Raw genomic sequence first — 22,141 nt, 5'->3', positions numbered from 1 at the left:
TTGCAGCGCTTGCTGCCGTCATGTGCCGGGCAGAGACTGGACGCCATGCGTGAGGGCCCTATGAAAACCGAAAACGATCAATCCGCTGCGCAACAGGACTTTTTTTTACCCGAACTGTGCCTGCCCCAGACGCTGCTGGTACTGATACTGCTGGCCGAGCTGCTGGTGCTGGCACTGATACTGGTCGAGCCGATCCCTGACGGCTTTCCATGGGTGCGGCTGGCCCTGATGTCGTTGTTCGTGCAGTGGATCGTGCTGCTCTCGGCGGCGCTGCTGTGCGGCCTGCGTCCCTGGCTGGCACGCTTGCCAAGCGGTCTGGCCGGGCTGTCGGGGTGCCTGATGGTGGTGGGGTTGACGCTGCTGTGTACCGTGATCACCGATGTCTGTCAGTTGTCGGGGCGGATCAGCCTGGAGGGCATGGTCGAGCGCTATATTCGTTATTCGGTGATTGCCTTGATCATGTCGGCGCTGATGTTGCGCTATTTTTATCTACAGAGTCAGTGGCGCAAGCAGCAACAGGCCGAGTCTCTGGCCAGGATCGAGGCGCTCCAGGCGCGTATCCGGCCGCACTTTCTGTTCAATACGCTCAACAGTATCGCCAGCCTGGTGGTGAGCAACCCGGTCAAGGCTGAGCAGGCGGTGCTGGATCTGTCTGACCTGTTTCGTGCCAGCCTGGCCCGGCCGGGCACGCTGGTGACCTGGGGTGAGGAACTGGAACTGGCGAGAAGATATTTGTCGATCGAACAATATCGTCTTGGCGAGCGTCTACAGTTGGATTGGGCGGTAAGTGCAATCGCGGATGACTTGCCGATTCCCCAGCTAACCTTGCAACCGTTGCTGGAAAACGCTTTGACCTATGGCATTGCTCCTCGTGTTGATGGAGGGGTGGTCAGGGTCGAGGCAGATTACGAAGGGGGAGAGTTCATATTGTGTGTCAGCAATCCTTATGACGAAGTTGCCCCGCGGCAGACGTCCAACGGCACCCAGCAGGCTTTGTTGAACATAGGTGCGCGAATTACGGCACTTTTTGGTCCTCATGCCAGTCTGAGCGTGGAGCGCCGTGACGGTCGTCACTACACCTGTCTACGCTATCCTTGTGCGAGACTCACGCAGGAAGCCAAAGCAATATGAATGTCCTGATCGTTGATGACGAACCCCTGGCCCGCGAACGATTGAGCCGCCTGGTCGGTGAAATCGAAGGCTACCGGGTTCTTGAACCCAGCGCTGCCAATGGCGAAGAAGCCCTGGCGCTGATTGAAAGCCACAAGCCCGATATCGTGCTGCTCGACATCCTTATGCCAGGCCTCGATGGCCTGCAGGTCGCTGCCAGACTGTGCGAGCGGGAAACCCCGCCCGCCGTTGTATTCTGCACCGCACACGGTGAATTTGCCCTGGATGCGTTTCAGGTCAGCGCGGTCGGCTACCTGGTCAAGCCGGTGCGTCCCGAGCACCTGGCCGAAGCGCTGAAAAAAGCCGAACGACCCAATCGCGTGCAACTGGCCGCGATGACCCGCCCTGCCGCCGAGAGTGGCAACGGTCCGCGCACGCATATCAGTGCCCGGACCCGCAAGGGAATCGAGCTGATTCCCCTGGAGCAGGTGATCTATTTCATCGCCGACCACAAGTACGTCACCCTGCGCCATGAGGGGGGAGAGGTCTTGCTCGATGAGCCGCTCAAGGCGCTTGAGGACGAGTTCGGCGACCGATTCGTGCGCATCCACCGCAATGCTCTGGTGGCCCGTGAGCGAATCGAGCGCCTGCAGCGAACGCCCCTTGGGCATTTTCAGTTGTACCTCAAGGGTCTCAACGGCGATGCCCTGGTGGTCAGTCGTCGGCATGTGGCCGGCGTGCGCAAGATGATGCAGCAGCTTTGACGTTCTTCAGGACGGACGATTCGCGGCTCGTCCGTACCTGTCTGGCGTAAATGGACATTTCGACGCTGTTTTCGACAAAGCAGACTGTGCGCAGGACGACTATCGTCACTGGCCTCGCCAAAACGCGGCCCCGGACGGGTATGGGCGGTGTTTTCGTTGATTCGTGTCAGTGACCTGCCGGGAGTTCACCGGCAGCACTCCAAGCGCACGTGGCCGAACTGTTATCATCGGCGGTCTTTACCCTGTACGGATTGATCCATGTCCATTCGCGAGATCCGCATCGCTACCCGCAAAAGCGCACTGGCCCTGTGGCAGGCCGAGTATGTCAAAGCCCGCTTGGAACAGGCCCATCCGGGGCTGATCGTGACCTTGGTGCCGATGGTCAGCCGTGGCGACAAACTGCTCGACTCACCGCTGTCGAAAATCGGTGGCAAAGGCCTGTTCGTCAAAGAGCTGGAAACGGCGCTGCTGGAAAATCAGGCCGATATCGCTGTGCACTCAATGAAAGACGTGCCCATGGACTTCCCCGAGGGGTTGGGCCTGTTTTGCATCTGTGAGCGTGAAGACCCGCGTGATGCGTTCGTTTCCAACCATTTTGTCAGTCTTGATGCGCTGCCGCCGGGCAGTGTGGTGGGCACTTCAAGCCTGCGCCGTCAGGCCCAGTTGCTGGCCTTGCGTCCTGACCTGAAGATTCAGTTCTTGCGCGGCAACGTCAATACGCGCCTGGCCAAGCTTGATGCGGGTGAGTACGACGCGATTATCCTCGCCGCTGCCGGTTTGATACGGCTGGGCTTCGAGGCGCGTATCACCGCCAACCTGAGTATCGAAAACAGCCTGCCTGCCGGCGGCCAGGGCGCGGTGGGCATTGAGTGCCGCAGCGCCGATGCGCAAATCCATGCGTTGCTGGCGCCGCTGCACCACGCCGACACGGCGGCTCGGGTGAGTGCTGAGCGTGCGCTCAATCGTCACCTCAACGGCGGCTGCCAGGTGCCGATCGCCTGTTATGCGGTGCTTGAAGGCGAACAGTTGTGGTTGCGCGGCTTGGTCGGCGAGCCGGCTGGCGGTGTGCTGCTGCGCGCTGAGGCACGTGCCTCCCGGGACGCGGCCCAGGCGTTGGGTGTGCAGGTGGCCGAGGACCTGCTGGCGCAGGGCGCAGAGCGCATTCTGCACGCCATTTATGGTCAGGCCGCAGAGTGATGAGCGCCTGGCGCCTGTTGCTGACCCGGCCTGCCGAAGAATCGGCGCAGGTGGCGCATGAGCTGGCCGCAGCAGGGATCTTTTCCAGCAGCCTGCCGCTGCTGGAGACCGAGCCGCTTGTGCTCGATGACGCGCAGCGCGCAAAGATCTTCGAATTGATGCACTACCAGGCGGTGATCGTGGTCAGCAAGCCGGCAGCGCGTCTGGTCGTCGAACTGCTGGATGAAATCTGGCCGCAGCCGCCCATCCAGCCGTGGTTTTGCGTAGGCCGTGGCACCGGGCAGATCTTGCTTGATTACGGTCTGCTGGATGTGACCTGGCCAGTGCAGGGTGACGACAGCGAAGCCTTGCTCGATTTGCCGCAATTGCATCAGGCCATCGCCATACCGGGAAGTCGTGTGTTAATCATGCGCGGTGAAGACGGACGCGAGTGGATGGCCGAGCGGTTGCGCGAGTCGGGTGTGCGGGTCGACTACCTGCCGTTGTACCGCCGCTTCAGGCCCGATTACCCCGTCGCTGCGTTGCCACAGCGCGTGGCGGGGGAACGCTTGAACGGGCTGGTGGTCAGCAGTGGGCAGGGTCTTGAGCATTTGCTGCAGATGGCGGGAGACTGCTGGCCTGAATTGGCGGGTCTGCCGTTATTCGTACCGAGCCCCCGGGTCGCGGAGCTGGCACGTGATGCCGGTGCCCGTATTGTCGTCGATTGCCGTGGTGCCAGTACTGCGGCCTTGTTACAAGCCGTACAGGCAACCCCTGAACCCGCGGTGGCGGCGCCCTGATCGATCAAGCGTTGTGGAAAACGACGCCTAACTGCAAAGGATGGACACGTGAGCGAAACAGCCTTGCCCAAAGACGAAGAAGCGTTGTCGAAGACTTCGCCAGCAACTCCCGCCCCCAAGCGCAGCGGTAACCGAGGCAGTGGTCTGGCGGTTCTGGCCCTGTTGCTGGGGATTGCCGGTGTCGGTGTAGCCGGTTGGGGAGTATGGCAATTACGCATGCTCCAGGCGGGCCATCTGCAGCAGCGCAGTCAGGTGCAGGATATCGCCGAGCAGACCCTGGCTCTGGCGCGTACTGACCAGCAACTGAACGCGCGTCTGGCGCAGTTTCCGCCGGCCGCCCAGCTTGAAGACAACCGCCGCTTGGTGGCGCAGTTGCAGGGTGACCAGCAACGCCTGAGCCAGCGCCTGGAAACCGTACTCGGTGCCAGCCGCAAAGACTGGCGTCTGGCTGAGGCCGAGCATCTGCTGCGTCTGGCCAGCCTGCGTCTGTCGGCGTTGCAGGACATCAACAGTGCCCGCGCGCTGGTCCAGGGTGCCGACGAAATCCTGCGTGAGCAGGATGATCCGGGGGCTTTCGCTGCCCGCGAGCAGCTGGCGCGGAGCATGACGGCGCTGCGCAGTGTCGAGCAACCTGACCGTACCGGCCTGTTCCTGCAACTGTCGGCGCTGCGTGAGCAGGCCTTGCAGCTCAACGCGCTGGCGCCGGAGTACCAGGACAAGGGCGAGTCGCTGTTCGGCCTGACCTCCAGCCAGAGCGAAGACAGCTACTGGAGCCGCTGGTGGAAGCAGATTTCCCACTACATCCGCATCGACTTCAATGCCGACAAGGACATTCGCCCGCTGCTCGCCGGGCAGAGCCTGGCGCAGGTGCGTCTGGCCCTGACCCTGGCGTTGGAGCAGGCGCAGTGGGCTGCGCTCAATGGCGAGCCGCAGGTCTACGCCAAGTCGATTGGCGAGGCGCGCAGCGTGCTGGATACCAACTTCAACAAAGACAACCCGCAGAGCAAGGTCATCGCCGAGCGTCTGGCGGCCCTGGCCGGCCAGCCGGTGTCGGTGCTGACCCCGGACCTGGCGCAAAGCCTCAGCGCGGTACAGGCTTACCTGGAGCGTCGCCAGATGTCGCCACAGCCGGCTGAAACGCAGCGGGGGACCAGCCCATGAAGCGCTTTTACATCCTGCTGTTTATTGCCATTGCGGTCGCGGCCCTGATCGGCGTCGCCATGGCCGAGCACGCTGGCTATGTACTGATTTCCTATCAGAACTTCCGTTACGAATCGAGCCTCTGGGCGGCCTTGGGTCTGTTGCTGGCGCTCTGGCTGGTGCTGCTGGTTGCGCGTCTGCTGATCGGGTTGGTCAGCGCCTCCAGCGGGCTGGTCAATCCCTGGTCGCGACACAACCGCAGCCGCCGGGTGCAGATCGCGGTCGAACAGGGCCAGATGGACCTGGCTGAAGGTCGCTGGGCCAGCGCCCAGCGTCATCTGCATCGCGCTGCAGAGGCTGACCCGCAGCCGCTGCTCTATTACCTCGGGGCTGCCCGCGCCGCCAATGAGCAAGGCCGTTACGAGGAATGCGACAGCCTGCTCGAGCGTGCCCTGCAGCGTCAGCCGCAAGCCGAACTGGCAGTGGCCCTGAGTCATGCCCAGTTGCAGCAGGACCGTGGCGATACCGATGGTGCGCTGGTGACCCTGCAGGCGATGCAGGAGCGTCACCGGCATAACCCGCAGGTGCTGCGTCAGTTGCAACGTCTGTACCTGCTGCGCGGCGACTGGTCCGAACTGGTGCGTCTGATGCCTGAGTTGCGCAAAGACAAAGTGCTGCCGGCGGCCGAACTGGCCGAGCTGGAGCGTCGTGCCTGGGGTGAAAACCTCAGTCTGGCAGCCTGGCGTGAAACCGACGGTGCCAGCGCCAGTGGCCTGGCGTCGCTGGACCAGGCCTGGAAGGCGCTCAGTTCTGCGCAGCGTCAGGAACCGGCCCTGGTGTTGGCCTACGCCGAGCAGTTGCGGCGCCTGAATGCCGAGGCTCAGGCCGAAGATGTATTGCGCACCGCGCTCAAGCGCGACTACAACAGCCATCTGGCCCGTCTGTATGGTCTGGTGCGTGGCGCCGACAACGGCAAGCAGTTGCAGGCAGCCGAAGGCTGGCTGAAACAGCACCCCGAAGATCCCAGCCTGCTGCTGACCCTGGGGCGCATTTGTCTGCAAGGGCGCCTATGGGGCAAGGCGCGGGATTATCTGGAAAGCAGCCTGCGCTTTGAGCCCAATCCGGAGACCTGCGCTGAACTGGCGCGGCTGTTGGCTCAGTTGGGTGAAACCGAGCGTAGCAACCAGTTGTTCCAGCAAGGTCTGGGCATGCTCGATGAGCGCCTGCTGGCCCGGCCGCTGCCCGCGTTGAGTCGCGCCTGAAAATACGTCATGCAGGGGCCGATGGCGGGCTCCTGCGGCGATTGACCGCATTTTTCAGCGGAGTTGCGTGGTTGACAGAAATGCGCCTGGGAATATTCCTACGCTGTAAGGTAAGAATCCTGCATTTGTGTGTGTATTTTTCCTTTTGTTTTCAGCGAAACATCGGAAGGTCTGCGCCTTGAAAGCTTGAGGCGCTTTCCTCTACCGTAGCTGCCTTCGTTTTCTGTTACGGATTTGCCATGCATCTGGCCCGCACGCGCGTTCTCTTTCTCATGGCGTTCATTGCATGCGCATTGTCCCTGGGGGCGGCGCTCTGGCTGCAGCATGGCTTTAACCTCGAGCCATGCCTGCTCTGCCGCTGGCAACGGGTCTTGCTGGCGCTTGCCGCTCTGATCTGCCTGGCAGCCGCTTTACACGGCCCTTCGGTGCGCGGCTGGCGCCGTTATGCGGGGTGCCTTCTGCTTGCGGCTGTTGCGGGGGCTGGTGTGGCCGGGGCTCAGGTCGGGCTGCAGACCTCATCGCCCGAACAGTTTCTGGCGGTCACCAATGCGCTGGAGCGTAGCCTCGATAATCTGGCGCTGGATGCCTGGGGTGACCTGCTGCAAGGCGAGTCACGCTTGTGCGCCGAGATCAACTGGTCGCTGTTCGGCATCAGCCTGCCGGAGTGGAGTCTTTTGGGTTTTGCAGGACTGATGCTATTGGCACTGTATCCCTTGTCAGGCCAGATAGGCCGCAGGATCCGGGGCATTGGTCAGGATCAGGATCAAACACTTGTATGAACTTTCTCGTTTTCTTGACTTGATGGGCTTATCCTGCGGGCATAATCTGGCTCGCAAGCGTCGAGAAACTCGGCTCTCATGACGCCGTCAGGCTCGGTTCACCTGGCCTGTTTCGTGCCTTGAGGCCGCTACAGGACCGCATGCCCTTAAGGGAAGAGAGAACATCATGCTGGAAAGCTGCGAGAGTGCTCAGGAGCGTTGGGGTGGGGTCAACCTGCTGATTGATCGTTGGCTCCTCGAACGTCATGAACTGATCCGGGCCTATGATGCCCTTGGCGGTTCTCCGCAATCGCTCGGCGAGCGCAAGGCAAAGCAACGCTTCTGCCAGTTGCTGGTCGACTATGTCTCTGCCGGTCACTTCGAAGTCTATGAACAGCTCAGCGATGAAGCCCGGGCATTTAACGACGAGCGGGGTCTTGAGCTGGCCGACACACTGTTCCCGCGTCTGGAGGTCATCACCCAGTTTGCTCTGGCGTTCAATGATCGTTGCGACAAGAATGAATCTTCAGATTGTGCCACTGAGTTCAAGAAACTTGGCGGGCTGCTGCACGAGCGCTTCGAACTCGAAGACTGCCTGATCGAGGTGCTGCACAACTCGCACAAGGAAGAGGCCAGCGCTGAAGCCTGAGCGTTTAAAAGAGTTTTCAGAGCGTTTTGAAAAAGGGTGCTTCGGCACCCTTTTTCGTTCAGTGCGAAACAGCCAGTAACTCGATTTCGAACACCAGCGGCGTGAACGGGTCAATCAGGTCACCTGCGCCTTCGGCGCCATAGGCCTGTGCCGATGGAATCACCAGACGCCATTTGGCTCCGACCGGCATGCCTTGCAGGGCGGTTGTCCAGCCGCTGATCACGCTGTCGAGGCGGAACCACTGGGGCTGGTTGCTTTGATCGAACACCGTGCCGTCTGGCAGGCGCCCGGTGTAACGCACCTCGACCCGGCCATTGGGGTCAGGTCGAGGGCCGCTGCCGGCCACCAGTTCGCTCATGAGGATACCGTCAGCCAGAACCTTGACGCCCGGCTTGGCTTTTTCCGCGTCCATGAAACGCCGTTCCGCAGCCAGTGCGGCTTCGGTCTGCGAGTCGGTGCCGGCGGCTTCGGCCTGGGTCATGGCCGCATCGTGGTCAGCAAGGATCTTGTCGATGCGCGCTTGCTTGAGTGCCAGCGGCTTGCCCTGATAGGACTGCTTCAAACCCTCGACCAACGCATCCAGATCAAGGTCCGGGACCTCCTGGCGCATCCGTTCACCCAGGCTGGCGCCCAGGCTGTAGGCCAGATCACGGGTATCGCTGGACGCCGGGGGCTCACTGGCCTGGGCCAGCGGCACAACCAGAACCAACGACATTAACAGGTAGCGCGACATGGCTGCTCTCCGGCCAGTAATGAAAAAGCCTGAAGATTATGCCAGTGCCGGGAGGCTCGATGGGCAGCTTGCGCAGGTGAAATTTTTCAGACAGGCCATGAACTTGCACAATCTTGCGGGTGATGATGCAACAGCGGGCTTGCAATGCTGTCAAGATGCGCTAGCGGCGCTTCGGGCAGAGGGCTAGTATGGGCCGCAATTTCGTCAGCCAGGAGGTAAATCATGTCGGCCAAAAAGAAGCCAGTAAATACCCCATTGCATTTGCTCCAACAACTGTCGAGCAGCTTGCTCGAGCATCTGGAAGACGCCTGCACTCAAGCTCAGGCCGATGCCGAGAAACTGCTCGCCAAGCTGGAAAAACAACGGGTCAAGGCCCAGGAAAAACTGCACAAGTCGCGCACCCGCATTCAGGACGCTGCTGCCTCCGGAAAAACCAAGGCTCAGGCCAAGGCCAAGACCGCTGTCGAAGAACTTGAAGCGCTGCTCGACACCCTCAAAGATCGTCAGACCGAGACGCGCAACTACATTCAGCAACTCAAGCGTGATGTGCAGGAAAGCCTCAAGCTGGCCCAAGGCGTGGGCCGCGTAGGCGAAGCTGTCAGTAAAGTGTTGAGCTCGCGCGAAGCCAAGCCGGCTGCCAAATCTGCCGCTGCCAAGGCGCCAGCGAAAACCGCCGCTGCCAAACCTGCTGCCGCCAAGCCAGCTGCCAAACCCGCTGCTGCCAAGGCGCCAGCCGCAGCCAAGCCCGCTGCCAGCAAGGCACCAGCCGCCAAACCTGCTGCTGCCAAAGCACCAGCCAAGGCCGCCGCCGCTAAACCAGCCGCCGCCAAGCCTGCTGCCGCCAAGGCCCCGGCCAAACCAGCCGCCGCCAAGCCTGTTGCCGCCAAGGCCCCGGCCAAACCAGCCGCTGCCAAGCCCGCTGCCGCCAAGGCCCCGGCCAAACCGGCCGCCGCCAAGCCTGCTGCTGCCAAGGCCCCGGCCAAACCAGCCGCTGCCAAGCCCGCTGCCGCCAAGGCCCCAGCCAAACCAGCCGCCGCCAAGCCTGCTGCTGCCAAGGCCCCGGCCAAACCAGCCGCTGCCAAGCCTGCTGCTGCCAAGGCCCCAGCCAAACCAGCCGCCGCCAAACCTGAAGCCGCCCCGGCTGCAACTGCAAGCACGTCGGCACCTGCTGCGCCAGCCGCCCCGGCTACAGCGCCAGCAGTTGCCAACAGCGTCAACCCGAGCAGCGCTTCCTAAGCTGCTTGCCGGCGTCACTGGCCGCGTCGCACAGCACTTGCAGTGCGTCGCGGTCCAGCCCCGCCACTTCTGGGGCCAGCGTCTTGAGCCATAGTCCGGTCTCGTTTGCCTGCTCTTCAGGCCATTGCAGAACCAGGGCCTGCAAGCGTTGCAACAGAGCCTGTTCGGCATCCAGCTCCAGTTTCTTGAGCTGATTGCGCAGCGTCGCCAACCCCGCATCTGCTTTTGCGTTGCTACGCCATTGAATGCGTAGCGCACGCAGTGGAGTGACCACGTCTGCCTGCCAAGGCCGGGCCAGCGCGCTGATTGCTTCGACCCGCGCCGGATGGCAAGCCACCCCGCGCGCGCCCAGCCAGACTCCGCATAGCAGCATGCACACATCCGCGCCCTGGTCCTGCAGGCGCAGGCAGGCCTGCTCGATACCGGGTCGGGCATAGAAATCGAGGGTGAAACTCCATAGATCCGCAGGCATAGTGGTCCACCTGTCCGGGACGAAGCTGGTAGACTCCGCCGCCATCATGATTCGAATTGAAAACCTCACCTTACAGCGTGGTCCGCAGCGTCTGCTAGAAGATGCTGAATTGACCTTGCACGCCGGCCAGAAAGCCGGCCTCATCGGTGCCAACGGCGCCGGCAAATCCAGCCTGTTCGCGTTGCTGCGCGGCGAGCTGCATCCGGACTCCGGTGACTGCCGCCTGCCCGCCGACTGGCGGATTGCGCACATGCGCCAGGAAGTCGATACCCTCGAACGTCTGGCTGTGGACTATGTGCTCGATGGCGACGTGCATTTGCGCGATGTCCAGCGTCAGTTGGCTGAAGCTGAAACGGCCCACGATGGCACCGCTCTGGCGCGCCTGCACGCCGAACTCGACAGCGCCGATGGCTACACCGCCGATGCCCGGGCGCGCAAGCTGCTGGCCGGCCTTGGCTTCAGCAATGAGCAAATGGAGCGTCAGGTCGGCAGTTTCTCCGGTGGCTGGCGGATGCGCCTGAACCTGGCCCAGGCGCTGATGTGCCCTTCCGACCTGCTGTTGCTCGACGAGCCGACCAACCACCTGGACCTCGACGCGATCCTGTGGCTCGAAGACTGGCTCAAGGGTTATCCGGGCACCCTGTTGCTGATTTCCCACGACCGCGACTTTCTCGATGCCGTGGTCGATCATGTGGCGCATGTCGAGCAGCGCAAGATCATTCTCTACCGCGGTGGCTACAGTGCCTTCGAGCGCGCCCGTGCCGAGCGTCTGGCCCAGCAGCAACAGGCCTACGAAAAGCAGCAGGCGCAGCGTGCGCACATGGAAAAGTACATCGCCCGCTTCAAGGCCCAGGCCACCAAGGCCCGCCAGGCGCAGAGCCGGATCAAGGCCCTGGAGCGCATGGAAGAGCTGTCGGCGGCCCACGTCGACTCACCGTTCAACTTCACTTTCCGCGAGTCGGAGAAGATCTCCAGCCCGCTGCTGGACCTGTCTGATGCCCGTCTGGGTTATGGCGACAAGACCATCCTGGAGAAGGTCAAGCTGCAACTGACCCCAGGCGCGCGCATCGGCCTGCTCGGCCCCAACGGGGCAGGCAAGTCGACCCTGATCAAGAACCTGTCCGGTGAGCTGCAACCGTTGGCCGGGCGCTTGCAACGCGGTGAAAACCTCTCGGTGGGCTACTTTGCCCAGCATCAGCTCGACTCGCTGGACGCCAAAGCCAACCCCTTGTTGCACCTGCAGCGTCTCGCGCCCACTGAACGCGAGCAGACCCTGCGCGACTTCCTCGGCGGTTTCGACTTCCGTGGCGCGCGCCTCGATGAACCGGTGGTGAATTTCTCCGGTGGCGAAAAGGCCCGCCTGGCCTTGGCCCTGATTGCCTGGGAAAAGCCCAACCTGCTGCTGCTCGACGAACCGACCAACCACCTTGACCTGGAAATGCGCCTGGCGCTGACCATGGCCTTGCAGGAGTTCAGCGGTGCGGTGCTGGTGGTGTCTCACGACCGGCATTTGCTCAAGAGCACCACCGACAACTTCATGCTGGTGGCCGACGGCCGGGTCGAGGAGTTTGATGGCGACCTGGACGACTACACCCGCTGGCTGGCCGACTATCGTCAGCGCAACGCGCCGGTCAGCAACACCCCGGCCAATGCCGACAAGACCGACAAAAAGGCCCAGCGCCAGCAGGCCGCGGCCCTGCGTCAGCAACTGGCGCCGCACAAGAAACAGGCTGAAAAGCTTGAGCGTGAACTGGGTGAGGTGCAGGAAAAACTCGCCAGAATAGAGCACGGTCTGGCTGACAGCGCCATCTACGAAGCCGCCAACAAGGACAAACTGCGTGAGCTGTTGTCTGAACAGGCCAGGCTGAAAACCCGTGAGGGTGAGCTCGAAGAGGGCTGGATGGAGGCACTGGAGGTGCTGGAAACCATGCAGGCCGAGCTCGAAGCGTTGTCGTAAAGGTGCAAAGGTTGATGGACGTATTAGGCGTGACACTGGCGGCCCACTGGATCGAACCGATCTGGCTGGGTGTGCAAGTGCTGTTGATCCTGCTGGCGGGTTACCTGATCCAGCGTGTGGTAGGACGTTTTCTGACCCGCCTGGGCGAGCGTTACCCGTTGCCACCAGAGCTGTTGATGCCGGTGCGTGGCGGTTTGCGCTGGTTCATCATGGGCAGCGCCTTCGTCATCGTGCTGGGCCGCCTGGGCGTCTCGGCCACGGTGTTGTGGACGGCCCTGTCAGGCTTCGTGGCGGTGGCCGCGGTGGCGTTCTTTGCCATGTGGAGTGTGCTGTCGAACCTCTTGTGCGCGGTGATGATCTTCACCATCGGGCCGTTTCGCATCGGTGATGTGGTGGAACTGGTCGATACGCTCGACAAACCCGGGGTCAAAGGCCGGGTCACGGCCATCAACCTGATGTTCACCACCTTGATCGAGCTGCCCGAGCAGGGCGGTGCGCTGGTGCAGGTGCCCAACAGCCAGTTCTTCCAGAAGGCCGTGCGGCGCTGGCGCGGCACTGATGTGATTCCCCAGATCCTTGCCGACAAGCCGGCCAGCGAAGGCAAGTAACAGGCCGTTGAAAAACGTTGCCGAGGCAGCCAGTGCAAGGCAAAAACAGGCAAGAAACAGTCGCAGTCGCGCTCGACTTTACGGGTTGTAAATGAGCATTTCGATCGGACTCGCGCAGGAGCCGGTTTTCAACGCAGCGATGGCAACGTAGGTAGTTTTTAGACGTGCCCATCTGGTCACATTTGGAGATAACGCATACCGTAACGCATAGCTGAATCAATTCGAGGTGTGCGATGGCGTTTGAAACATGGCTGGCATTTTTTGCCGCGTGCTGGGTAATCAGTCTGTCACCGGGTGCCGGGGCGATCGCCTCGATGTCCTGCGGCCTGCAATACGGCTTCTGGCGTGGCTACTGGAACGCTCTGGGCCTGCAACTGGCACTGGTGGCGCAGATCGGCATCGTTGCGGCGGGGCTCGGTGCGGTACTGGCGACCTCGGACCTGGCGTTCTCGGTGATCAAATGGTTCGGTGTGTTGTACCTGATCTACCTGGGCGTCAAGCAATGGCGTGCGCAGCCTACTGAGCTGAGCGAAGACCCCGCCATGCGCCCGATCGGCAAGCCGTTGAGCCTGGTGCTGCGTGGCTTTCTGGTGAACATGAGCAACCCCAAGTCGCTGGTGTTCATGCTGGCGATCCTGCCGCAGTTCATCGACCCGAGCGCGCCGTTACTGGCGCAATACGTGATTATCACCCTGACCATGGTGGCGGTGGACCTGACCGTGATGGCCGGCTACACCGGGCTGGCCTCTCGCGTCTTGCGCGCGCTCAAGACTCCACGTCAGCAAAAGCGCCTGAACCGCACCTTTGCCAGCCTGTTCGTCGGTGCTGCGGGCTTTCTTGCGACCCTGCATCGCGGCACCGCCTGACTCCCGCTGGCTTGCCCGCCGTAGGAGCGGCTTCAGCCGCGAACGGGATTCGCTGCTGAAGCAGCTCCTACGGGGTAATGCCGATCAGTTAAGCGATTTCGGATCTTATTCGGTCTCGGTGGGAGTCTGGCTTGCCGGAGTGCCGGACCACAGCGAAAGGGCCAGTAAAGCCGGCACATTCTGCTGCGGATGTACCGCAGTATTCGTCGGCAAGCCAACTCCCACCGAATCCCGTTTGTCCTTCTGATCGCCATTAGTCCTACGAGGTCCATGTTTGCTGCGCGACAGCGCGGCGCCGAGGCGGCGGGCGATCTCCTACGGTGCATGGCAGGCAAGACCAACAAAAAAGGCCGGACCGAGCGTTAAAATTCAACGTCCGGCCCGGCCCTTTCATGTGCAAACCAAGACTCAACGCAGGATGCGCGGGGCCTCGTCGCGGGGCAGGTTGTTGTGCTGCACGGGTTGTTCAACCCATTCCACCTCGCCACGCAGTTGCTCGCGCAACTGGCGGCTGACATCCACGCCGATCGACTTGGACACTTCACGCACCACCCGGCCGCGGTTGAGCGAGACCTTGATGTCACGGCTGTTGACCAGCTTGGTGTCCTGGCCTTCGCCCATCGCCGTGAACGCCGAGGTGATCTCGAAGGTACGGGTGTTGATCAGGCTGAAGTCGGCTACCAGGGTGATGCCCATGACCGCCGAATAGCTATCGGTATGGGCCAGCTCGTTGATGTCTTCGCGGAAGTCGATATCCGACACCGTACCGAACAACACGTAGTCAGCACCCTTGAAGCTGCCATTCTTGATCCGGCGGATCACGTCGTAGACATCTTCCTTGGAGCTGGAGGTGTAGGGCGTGCCCTGAACCAGCTGGAACATGCCGGACTTGAGAATCTCGCCCTTGATGTCGCCGCTGAACTTGCGCAGCTCGCCCTGCTCGATGTAGCTGTTGCGCGACTCATAGGAGTCGTAGCTGGCCGAGCCCTGATAGCCTGCGCTGTAGGCATTGGCATGGGCGCTTTCGCTGGCGCGGGCCGAGACAATACGGATGTACTGCTCGACGCGCTGCTGGAACGCCATGTCTGCTACGGCCACCTTGGGGGCGGCCTGCACGCCGAAGGCGCACAGCAGGCCGATGATGCCGATCCATGCACGCATTGCTTAGCGCTCCGTGGTCTTGCGGATTTCTTTCTCGTCCATCCACTCGGCCAGACCGCTTTCAACGTCGATCAGTTGCAGGCTGAATTTGTAGTAGACGTCCTTATAGTCGCTGCTGCGCTTGACGATCGAGCTGATCGCGCCTTCCAGGCGGTATTTGGCAGCGATCATGTTGCCGGTCTTGGCGACGGTGGAGTTCTTGTACAGACCGCTCTGGTTTTGCAGCTTGAGCTGGTCGACCTGGCTTTGCATCTGGGTATTGTCGCTGGCGAAACGGGCGGTGCCGCTCTTCATCAGCTGGGTCTTGATCGAGGTGGTGATTTCGCGGGTATCGATGTACTCGCTGGTCTTGTTCTTCACGTCGTAGACCTGAACCACTGGACGGCCTTGCAGGATGCCGGACTGGGCCAGCGAGCGGGTCATGCTCTCGGCGATCATTTGCAGGTCGGTGGAGCCGAACTCGTTGGTCACGGTTTCCACGGCCTTGGTGTCGCCGTAGCTGATGTTCTTGCTGCCCAGGGTCGGCGAGTTGTTGGCGCAACCGGTGGCCAGTACAGCGACGGCAGCGATGGAGCAAAGACGGATAAAGGACATACAGGGGTTCTCTTTAACTTGGCAAAAAGGAAAACGGCTCAACGCTGCACTCAGGGCGTATTGACTTCAATCCGGAAGTCGGTGGCCTTGGGGACCGGCGCGATACCTGACAGCACGGTGCTCTGCGAGCCATACAGGGGCAGGGTTTTCCAGGTTTCTTCATCGGCCACCGGGAAACCGTCGTTGCCCAGCCAGGCGAAGCGGTAGTACAGGGTCTTGTTACGGCTGCTGGTGTTGCTCAGCTGGGCCTTGACGGTCAGGAAACCGTTCTCGCGGGCGACCCGAATGGCGCCGACTTCGATGTTCTTGAAATCGCCCATCTGCACGATCTTGCTGGCTGCGCTGCCGGGAGCCGGTGGCGGCGGGGTGGCACAGCCGGCGAGCAGGGCCAGGGCCAGGGCGCCGAGAATCTTGATACGCATTACAGAATCTCCGTCAAAGGGTCATTTGGCAGTTGCAGAAGTGGCAATCGCTTGGGGCACACCGGTCGGAATGACCTGGGCCATCTGGCCGTCGGCGAACACCTGGTTGCCCAGCGCGCGTACGGATACGACCTGGTAGGGCTTATCAACCTTGAATTGCACCTGCGAGCTACCCAAGGTGTTGGGCAGGCTTACCAAGTGCTGACCCTGTGGCAGACGAATGCGGGCAACCAGGGTGCGGTCAGGCAAGGTGCGCCAGGTGCGGGTGTCAGCACCTTCGGTGACCGCCGAAGCGATCCCGACGGCCAGGCCGGCCAGCGGGTTGACGTCGTTGAGCTGCTTCTGCGCCACGCCTCGGGTAATGGCGCGCACGGTGGTGCGCAGGATGATGCCGGGCATGTCATCACGCAGTGCACGACGCGACATGTCAGTGGTGCTGTTGAGCAGGGTCAGGTTGACGGCTTTACCGTCCAGGGTCACCTGATTGAACGAGGCGGTGCTGGTGTCGGCGCGGATCACCGGGAACGACAGCGGGGTGATGACCAGGTTACCGCTGATTGGCAGTGGCAATGGAATGCGCACCGAGTCACGGGCCGGCGCAAAGCCGCTCTGGATCACCAGCAGCACTTCGCTTTCGCCGCTTTTGCTGGCGTCGCCATCGAGTTTTTTCAGTGCGTCTTCAAGCAGCGGCGTATTCGGACGCAGCTCTACCGCCTTGCGATAACCCGGCGCGGCCAGCCCCTTCTCGCCCAGCGCTTCATACACGAAGCCAGACAGATAGTGACTGAAGGCACTCTGATAGCTGTTTTTCAGGCCGACCACTTCGGGCGCATCCAGCGAGGCCACCGGGTAGCCTTGCAGGTCTTTGAACTGGGTCTTGACGCCTTTCTCCTGAGCTTCCTGCTCGCTCTTGAGGTATTCCTTGTCACGCAGATTGGCAATGACCGCTTCGCGTTCATGGGTCTTTTTGATTTCGGTCCGGGCGCCGTCGAAGTCGTTGCGCGCCAGCAGGTTCAAGGCCATCTGGGTGGTCAGCATGACTTTTTCGTAGTCGTAGCCTTCGTAGCGACGCACCTTGTCGTTGACCAGGAAGCTGCCGAACTGGGCCAGGTACTTGTCGGTATCGAGCTTGACCGACTCTTCCCAGGTGTAAATGACTTTATCGGCCGAGCGCCAAGCGGTCTGGCTGCCGTCCAGGTCACCGCTGGCACGCAGCAGTTCGCCCTTCTCGAAGTAGTAGAGGAGGTCCTTGTCGGCACTGGTATTGTTTTTTTCCAGCGTGGCCAACGCCCCGACAATGTTGCCGGAGGTCATATGCTGGTTGGTTTCCTTGAGCTCGTTGTCGTAGCTGCGAAAGGCGGAGCAGCCGGCCAGTTGTACGGCAGCGACCAGCGTGAGCGCGGTCAAGGCACGAGAAGACATGTGCGTTCCATTCCCTGAAGTCTGTTCGGGTCTCAGGGATAACCCGCTATGCCAGTCCAATGGCCAGGCGCTGCGGGCTGCCTGAATGAGTCCATCCGGTGGGAAAAGTATGTCCCGGTATGTGCGGAGGGCGCGAAATTATAAGGCCGAAGGCGGCGATGACAACGGATATTTGCCGTTGTTCCAGCACACATGCGCAATGGGTCACGCAAATTGCCAACTTGCGCACCTCTTTATCGCGCCAATCGGCTGTGGAAGGGTGATGCTGCAGCGATAGGTCAGGCAGGTGTTACTTCCTAAAATAAAATGTAATTTTTTGTCACAAATTTCCGCTTTGAGTATTGAGCCTGTGATGGTGTGAGGGAACAATGCACGGCTTTGTGGTCTGTTGAGAATCGTTTCATGCCTTCCCTTGCCCGTGTTTTGAGCTGGCTGCTCATGCCTGTACTGCTGCTGTGCAGCTCTGTGCTGTTGGCCGAGCCTGTCGAAGGTGCCGTCCAGGCGCTGCACTTGCTCGACTACATTGCTGCCGACTACCCGGCGACGGTGGCCGACGGCAAGGTCATTGATGATGGCGAGTACCGCGAGCAGGTCGAATTCCTCGGTGCGTTACAGGGCCTGGTGGTCGGTTTGCCACAGCGGGCCGGGCGCGACAGCCTGGAGCACGGTGTTGAGCAATTGTTGAGCGCGGTGCAGCGCCGCGATGAGGGCAGCGCCGTGGCCCGTCAGGCCCGCCAGTTGGGCGCCAGCCTGGCCGCCGCGTACGAGGTCAGCCAGGCGCCGTTGATTACCCCGGACCCGGCCCGTGGCGCACCGCTGTATGCGCAGGTCTGCTCGGTGTGCCATGGCGCCAGCGGCGCCGGCGACGGGCCGGCAGGTATCGGCCTGGAGCCGCCACCGGCCAATCTGCGCGATGCCGCACGCCTCGATCGGTTAAGCCTGTACGGCATCTACAACACCCTCGGGCTTGGCGTGGCGGGCACCGACATGCCGGCCTTCGGTGAACTGCTTGATGAGCGTCAGCGTTGGGACCTGGCGGTTTATATCGCAGGCTTTACCGCCCAGCCTGGGGCCAGCTCGGACAAGACCTGGCAGCTGGCCGATCTGGCGCGCCTGACTCCGGCAGAAGTCGAGGCTGCTGAGGGGCCGCAAGCGGCCGCCGCCTTCCGGGCCCAGCGCGCCAAGCCGCCACAGGCCCAGCGGGGGCCCGCGCAGTTGCTCGACTACACCCGCACCACCCTGGACAAGAGCCTGGCCGCCTATGCGGCAGGTGACCGCGACCAGGCCTATGACCTGTCGGTTGCCGCCTATCTGGAAGGTTTTGAACTGGTCGAAAGCTCGTTGGACAACGTCGACACCGCGCTGCGCAAGGACACCGAAAAGTCGTTGATGGCGTATCGCCAAGCGGTGCAGGACAACCTGCCTCAGGAGCAGGTGGCTCAGCGTCTGGACCTGGCCAAGGTCAAGCTCAAGGCGTCTGCCGAGGCGTTGGGCGGTGATGGTCTGAGCGTGTCCCTGAGCTACATTTCCGGCCTGCTGATTCTGTTGCGTGAAGGGCTGGAAGCGATTCTGGTGCTGGCGGCGATCCTGGCGTTCTTGCGTAACACCGGTCAGGAATCGGCGGTGCGCAGCGTCAATGTTGGTTGGGGCCTGGCATTGCTGGCGGGGCTGGCGACCTGGGCGCTGGCGGCTTATGTGATTGATGTCAGCGGTGCCCAGCGTGAACTGCTCGAAGGCGCCACGGCATTGTTTGCCAGTGTCATGGTGCTGTGGCTCGGGGTCTGGATGCATGATCGTCGCCACGCCGCTGCCTGGCAGGATTATGTGAAGAGCAGCCTGGTCAGTGGTGGCGGCCGTTTCGGCTTTGCTGTGCTGGCATTCTTCTCGGTGTATCGCGAGTTGTTCGAGGTCATCCTGTTCTACGAGACCCTGTGGCTGCAGGCCGGTCCCGCCGGGCATAACGCCGTCCTGGCGGGGGCGGGAACCGCGCTGGTGCTGTTGCTGGGGCTGGCCTGGATCATCCTGCGCGGCTCGGCGAAACTGCCGCTGGCGCTGTTCTTCTCAATCAATGCTGCATTGCTGTGCGCACTGTCGGTGGTGTTCGCCGGACATGGTGTCAAAGCGCTGCAGGAAGCCGGCATCTTCGGCACCCATCCGGTGAACTTCTTCGAGTTCGACTGGCTGGGTGTGCATGCCGATGCCTGGTCACTGAGCGCTCAGGCAGTGGCGTTGCTGGCGATTGCCTTGCTGTACGGGCGTAGCCGTTTGCAGGAGCGCCGCGCCGCAGGCTGATCGCGGCTATCGGGCCGCATCGTCCTCATGGGTCAGCTCAATGACCCGGTCAACCAGCTTGTTGATCCCCGCAGCGGCCTCGCTGATGCTGCGGGCGAGCATGTAGGCCGGGGTGCTGACCAGTTTGCGCTCGGCGTCTTCGACGATGTCCTCGACATGGCTGTCCTGGTGCACACCGCCCATCTGGATGATCGCTGCGGCGGTGTCCGGGTCGTTGCCGATGGTACTGATGACGCCCGGGCCGTAGATTTTCGCGGCCAGTGCGGGGGTGATGCAGATCAGCCCGACCGGCTTGCCTGCCTCGACAAAGGCCTTGAGCAGTGCCAGCACGTCTTCCTGCACATGGCAGGCGGCCCCTTCGGTGGCCAGGTTCGAGAGGTTCTTGGCCGAGCCGAAGCCGCCAGGCACGATGATCGCGTCAAAGTCTTCGGCACGGGCTTCGCGGACGTCCTGGACGGCGCCGCGGGCGATGCGTGCCGACTCCACCAGTACGTTGCGCGACTCTGCGCTGACTTCACCGGTGAGGTGGTTGATGACATGCAGTTGCGCGATATCCGGTGCGAAGCATTGTACCTGCACGCCGCGTTGATCCAAGCGCAGCAGGGTCAGGACGCTTTCATGGATCTCAGCGCCATCGTAGACGCCGCAGCCAGACAGGATAACGGCTACTTTTTTGTGCATGTCGAACACTCTCCATCATGAACCCGGTCGGGCGCCGGGTATGCCTGTGCCTGCCGCGCTGAAAATCAGCGGGCATGCAAAAGATCGGATCGTAGCAGGAGCGGGATGTTCAATGCAGTCCGGGCACTGGGTGCCCGGACCGGGTGGGGGGTCAGTCGGCTTTCTTGTCGGCCGGATCCAGAGGCGCTTCGCTGGCGGAGACGGCAGCGAGTTTCTCTTCCCGGGCCAGGCGGGCGCTCTTGAAGCGGCGGCGCGCCCAGAGTGCCAGACCGATCACCAGCAGACCGCCGAGGACCCACAGCTCGTACTTCTTGATATTGCCCAGCAGGCCTTCCATGACCGAGCCGAAGTGGTAGGACGCCGAGGCCAGGGCCACGGCCCAGACTGCTGCCCCGATGCCGTTGAGGATCAGGTAGCGCGCCGGCGGATAGCCGGACAGGCCGATAGCCACCGGCATCACGGTGCGCAGGCCGTAGACGAAGCGGAAGCTCAGCACCCAGAGGTCGGGGTGCTTGCGCACCAGGCGCAACGCCCGGTCGCCCATCGCCTGCCAGCGCGGTTTGCGGGCCAGCAGCTTGCGGCCGTGCCGGCGCCCCATGAAGTACCAGAGCTGGTCGCCTGCATAGCTGCCGCAAAACGCGACCAGCATGACCATGTTAAGGTCCATGTATCCACGGAACGCCAGGAATCCGGCAAGCACCAGAATGGTCTCGCCTTCAAAGAAGGTGCCGATGAACAGGGCCAGATAGCCGAAGTCGTTTAGAAAATTCTGGAGCATTGTCTGGATGCTGGCGAAATGAGGACCGCAGCCTAACTCGCGCAGGAGAAACTGGAAAGCACCCATGTGCGTCGCAGCGTTAAAGAATGTTACAACCACAGCGCTGAAAATCGCGCCAGAGGCTCTGCTGCGGCCTCGGGTCGCAGACTGCACTTAAATTGTCACACTTTGGTCATAATGGCGGCTTATAACTGTCGCGCTTGCCCGCGTATGCGGGCTCAGGAGTATTGCCGTGAGTTTTACCCCCGCAAACCGCCTGTTCCCCCTCACTCGCCTGCGTCGTAACCGGCGCGACGATTTTTCCCGACGGCTGGTACGTGAAAACGTCCTGACCGTCGACGACCTGATTCTTCCGGTGTTTGTCCTCGACGGTGAAAACCGTCGTGAGTCAGTGGCTTCGATGCCGGGTGTCGAGCGGTTGTCGATTGACCTGCTGCTCAAGCAAGCCGAACACTGGGTGGAGCTGGGTATTCCTGCGCTGGCTCTGTTTCCGGTTACCCCGGCCGAGAAAAAGTCCCTCGACGCTGCCGAGGCGTGGAACCCCGACGGTATCGCCCAGCGCGCCACCCGCGCCCTGCGTGACCGGTTTCCGGAGTTGGGCGTCATCACCGATGTGGCACTGGATCCTTTCACCACCCATGGTCAGGACGGCATCCTCGATGACGAGGGCTATGTGCAGAACGACATTACCGTTGATGCACTGGTGAAACAGGCGCTGTCGCATGCCGCTGCCGGCGCTCAGGTGGTTGCCCCGTCCGACATGATGGATGGCCGGATCCAGGCAATCCGTGAAGCGCTGGAGCTGGCCGGGCATGTCAATGTGCGGATCATGGCTTACTCGGCCAAGTACGCCAGTGCCTATTATGGTCCGTTCCGCGATGCGGTCGGTTCGGCATCCAATCTGGGCAAGGCCAATAAGGCCTCTTACCAGATGGACCCGGCCAACAGCCATGAGGCGCTGCATGAAGTGGCTGCCGATCTGGCGGAAGGTGCCGACATGGTGATGGTCAAACCGGGCATGCCGTATCTGGACATCCTTTACCGGGTCAAGGACGAGTTCAAGGTTCCGACTTTTGTTTATCAGGTCAGCGGCGAATACGCGATGCACATGGCTGCGATCCAGAATGGCTGGCTGAGCGAGGGCGTGATTCTCGAATCGCTCACCGCGTTTAAACGTGCCGGTGCCGACGGTATCCTGACTTACTTTGCCGTGCGTGCCGCTCAACTTTTAAAAGGGCAATAGCCTCCCTCACAGGAACG

At 61.8% G+C, this 22,141-nt stretch carries 22 protein-coding genes; 14 read left to right on the top strand and 8 right to left on the bottom strand.

What is annotated here, in order from left to right; genetic code table 11:
* The first annotated feature begins 45 nt into the window (after window positions 1-45).
* From NJC40_RS04985 to NJC40_RS04950, 8 genes are all read left to right on the top strand, one after another.
* Window positions 46-1,131 (top strand): sensor histidine kinase, encoded by a 1,086-nt coding sequence (locus tag NJC40_RS04985; protein WP_045493990.1) that lies wholly within the window; start codon window positions 46-48, stop codon window positions 1,129-1,131.
* The gene (locus NJC40_RS04980; protein WP_045484858.1) at window positions 1,128-1,874 is read left to right on the top strand and encodes a LytR/AlgR family response regulator transcription factor; all 747 of its coding nucleotides are present in this window, start codon (window positions 1,128-1,130) and stop codon (window positions 1,872-1,874) included. Before NJC40_RS04985 ends, NJC40_RS04980 begins: the two co-directional genes overlap by 4 nt.
* A gap of 258 nt (window positions 1,875-2,132) precedes the next feature.
* Entirely contained in the window at window positions 2,133-3,071 is a 939-nt protein-coding gene (gene hemC, locus NJC40_RS04975) for a hydroxymethylbilane synthase (protein WP_045484855.1), read from the top strand.
* Window positions 3,071-3,850 (top strand): uroporphyrinogen-III synthase, encoded by a 780-nt coding sequence (locus NJC40_RS04970; protein ID WP_045484852.1) that lies wholly within the window; start codon window positions 3,071-3,073, stop codon window positions 3,848-3,850. Before hemC ends, NJC40_RS04970 begins: the two co-directional genes overlap by 1 nt.
* 48 nt (window positions 3,851-3,898) lie before the next feature.
* Complete coding sequence (locus tag NJC40_RS04965) at window positions 3,899-5,011, top strand: uroporphyrinogen-III C-methyltransferase (RefSeq protein WP_253139908.1); 1,113 nt, start codon at window positions 3,899-3,901, stop codon at window positions 5,009-5,011.
* Window positions 5,008-6,252, top strand: coding sequence for a heme biosynthesis protein HemY (locus tag NJC40_RS04960; RefSeq protein ID WP_253139910.1), 1,245 nt, complete (start codon window positions 5,008-5,010; stop codon window positions 6,250-6,252). Before NJC40_RS04965 ends, NJC40_RS04960 begins: the two co-directional genes overlap by 4 nt.
* A 239-nt stretch (window positions 6,253-6,491) precedes the next feature.
* Entirely contained in the window at window positions 6,492-7,031 is a 540-nt protein-coding gene (locus tag NJC40_RS04955; RefSeq protein ID WP_253139912.1) for a disulfide bond formation protein B, read from the top strand.
* Between the two features lie 166 nt (window positions 7,032-7,197).
* On the top strand, window positions 7,198-7,659 hold the full coding sequence (locus NJC40_RS04950; protein WP_045484844.1) for an Rsd/AlgQ family anti-sigma factor: 462 nt from the start codon (window positions 7,198-7,200) through the stop codon (window positions 7,657-7,659).
* A gap of 58 nt (window positions 7,660-7,717) precedes the next feature.
* Here NJC40_RS04950 and NJC40_RS04945 read toward each other — a convergent pair whose 3' ends face one another.
* Window positions 7,718-8,392 carry an FKBP-type peptidyl-prolyl cis-trans isomerase gene (locus NJC40_RS04945; protein ID WP_045484843.1) on the bottom strand — a complete coding sequence of 225 codons (675 nt, stop codon included), beginning with the start codon at window positions 8,390-8,392 and terminating at the stop codon, window positions 7,718-7,720.
* A 222-nt stretch (window positions 8,393-8,614) separates the two neighbouring features.
* Here NJC40_RS04945 and NJC40_RS04940 point away from each other — a divergent pair, with 222 nt between their 5' ends.
* Entirely contained in the window at window positions 8,615-9,628 is a 1,014-nt protein-coding gene (locus NJC40_RS04940) for an AlgP family protein (RefSeq protein WP_253139914.1), read from the top strand.
* Here the strand turns inward: NJC40_RS04940 and NJC40_RS04935 are convergent.
* Window positions 9,606-10,100: a TIGR02444 family protein gene (locus NJC40_RS04935; RefSeq protein ID WP_045484840.1), complete on the bottom strand. Its 495-nt coding sequence runs from the start codon at window positions 10,098-10,100 to the stop codon at window positions 9,606-9,608. The two genes, NJC40_RS04940 and NJC40_RS04935, sit on opposite strands and share 23 nt — an antisense overlap.
* Window positions 10,101-10,146: 46 nt before the next feature.
* On the opposite strand from NJC40_RS04935, the gene NJC40_RS04930 reads away from it, so the two are divergent.
* The 3 genes from NJC40_RS04930 (at window position 10,147) to NJC40_RS04920 (ending at window position 13,531) form a co-directional block, all read left to right on the top strand.
* Window positions 10,147-12,057 carry an ATP-binding cassette domain-containing protein gene (locus tag NJC40_RS04930; RefSeq protein WP_253139916.1) on the top strand — a complete coding sequence of 637 codons (1,911 nt, stop codon included), beginning with the start codon at window positions 10,147-10,149 and terminating at the stop codon, window positions 12,055-12,057.
* A 14-nt stretch (window positions 12,058-12,071) separates the two neighbouring features.
* Window positions 12,072-12,665, top strand: coding sequence for a mechanosensitive ion channel family protein (locus NJC40_RS04925; RefSeq protein ID WP_253139917.1), 594 nt, complete (start codon window positions 12,072-12,074; stop codon window positions 12,663-12,665).
* 233 nt (window positions 12,666-12,898) lie between these two features.
* Window positions 12,899-13,531: a LysE family transporter gene (locus tag NJC40_RS04920; protein WP_045484829.1), complete on the top strand. Its 633-nt coding sequence runs from the start codon at window positions 12,899-12,901 to the stop codon at window positions 13,529-13,531.
* A 408-nt stretch (window positions 13,532-13,939) separates the two neighbouring features.
* Here NJC40_RS04920 and NJC40_RS04915 read toward each other — a convergent pair whose 3' ends face one another.
* Genes NJC40_RS04915 through NJC40_RS04900 form a run of 4 tightly spaced genes read right to left on the bottom strand, consistent with a single transcriptional unit; the run spans window position 13,940 to window position 17,130 of the window.
* Entirely contained in the window at window positions 13,940-14,692 is a 753-nt protein-coding gene (locus NJC40_RS04915) for a hypothetical protein (RefSeq protein WP_045484827.1), read from the bottom strand.
* 3 nt (window positions 14,693-14,695) lie between these two features.
* The gene (gene lpoB / locus NJC40_RS04910; protein WP_045484825.1) at window positions 14,696-15,286 is read right to left on the bottom strand and encodes a penicillin-binding protein activator LpoB; all 591 of its coding nucleotides are present in this window, start codon (window positions 15,284-15,286) and stop codon (window positions 14,696-14,698) included.
* A 50-nt stretch (window positions 15,287-15,336) separates the two neighbouring features.
* Window positions 15,337-15,708 carry a YcfL family putative periplasmic lipoprotein gene (locus NJC40_RS04905; protein ID WP_045484823.1) on the bottom strand — a complete coding sequence of 124 codons (372 nt, stop codon included), beginning with the start codon at window positions 15,706-15,708 and terminating at the stop codon, window positions 15,337-15,339.
* 21 nt (window positions 15,709-15,729) lie between these two features.
* Window positions 15,730-17,130 carry a COG3014 family protein gene (locus NJC40_RS04900; RefSeq protein ID WP_253139919.1) on the bottom strand — a complete coding sequence of 467 codons (1,401 nt, stop codon included), beginning with the start codon at window positions 17,128-17,130 and terminating at the stop codon, window positions 15,730-15,732.
* 402 nt (window positions 17,131-17,532) lie between these two features.
* Here NJC40_RS04900 and NJC40_RS04895 point away from each other — a divergent pair, with 402 nt between their 5' ends.
* Window positions 17,533-19,422, top strand: a complete 1,890-nt coding sequence (locus NJC40_RS04895) for a cytochrome c/FTR1 family iron permease (RefSeq protein ID WP_253139921.1) — start codon at window positions 17,533-17,535, stop codon at window positions 19,420-19,422.
* A gap of 6 nt (window positions 19,423-19,428) precedes the next feature.
* Here NJC40_RS04895 and elbB read toward each other — a convergent pair whose 3' ends face one another.
* Complete coding sequence (gene elbB, locus NJC40_RS04890; protein ID WP_253139923.1) at window positions 19,429-20,103, bottom strand: isoprenoid biosynthesis glyoxalase ElbB; 675 nt, start codon at window positions 20,101-20,103, stop codon at window positions 19,429-19,431.
* A gap of 151 nt (window positions 20,104-20,254) precedes the next feature.
* Window positions 20,255-20,881 carry a DedA family protein gene (locus NJC40_RS04885; RefSeq protein WP_045484815.1) on the bottom strand — a complete coding sequence of 209 codons (627 nt, stop codon included), beginning with the start codon at window positions 20,879-20,881 and terminating at the stop codon, window positions 20,255-20,257.
* Window positions 20,882-21,113: 232 nt separating this feature from the next.
* On the opposite strand from NJC40_RS04885, the gene hemB reads away from it, so the two are divergent.
* The gene (gene hemB, locus NJC40_RS04880) at window positions 21,114-22,124 is read left to right on the top strand and encodes a porphobilinogen synthase (protein WP_045484813.1); all 1,011 of its coding nucleotides are present in this window, start codon (window positions 21,114-21,116) and stop codon (window positions 22,122-22,124) included.
* Window positions 22,125-22,141 lie beyond the last annotated feature (17 nt).

The sequence above is a fragment of the Pseudomonas sp. 21LCFQ02 genome (assembly GCF_024129895.2).
Classification (GTDB): Bacteria; Pseudomonadota; Gammaproteobacteria; order Pseudomonadales; family Pseudomonadaceae; genus Aquipseudomonas.
This window is presented reverse-complemented; position numbering and strand designations above follow the sequence as displayed.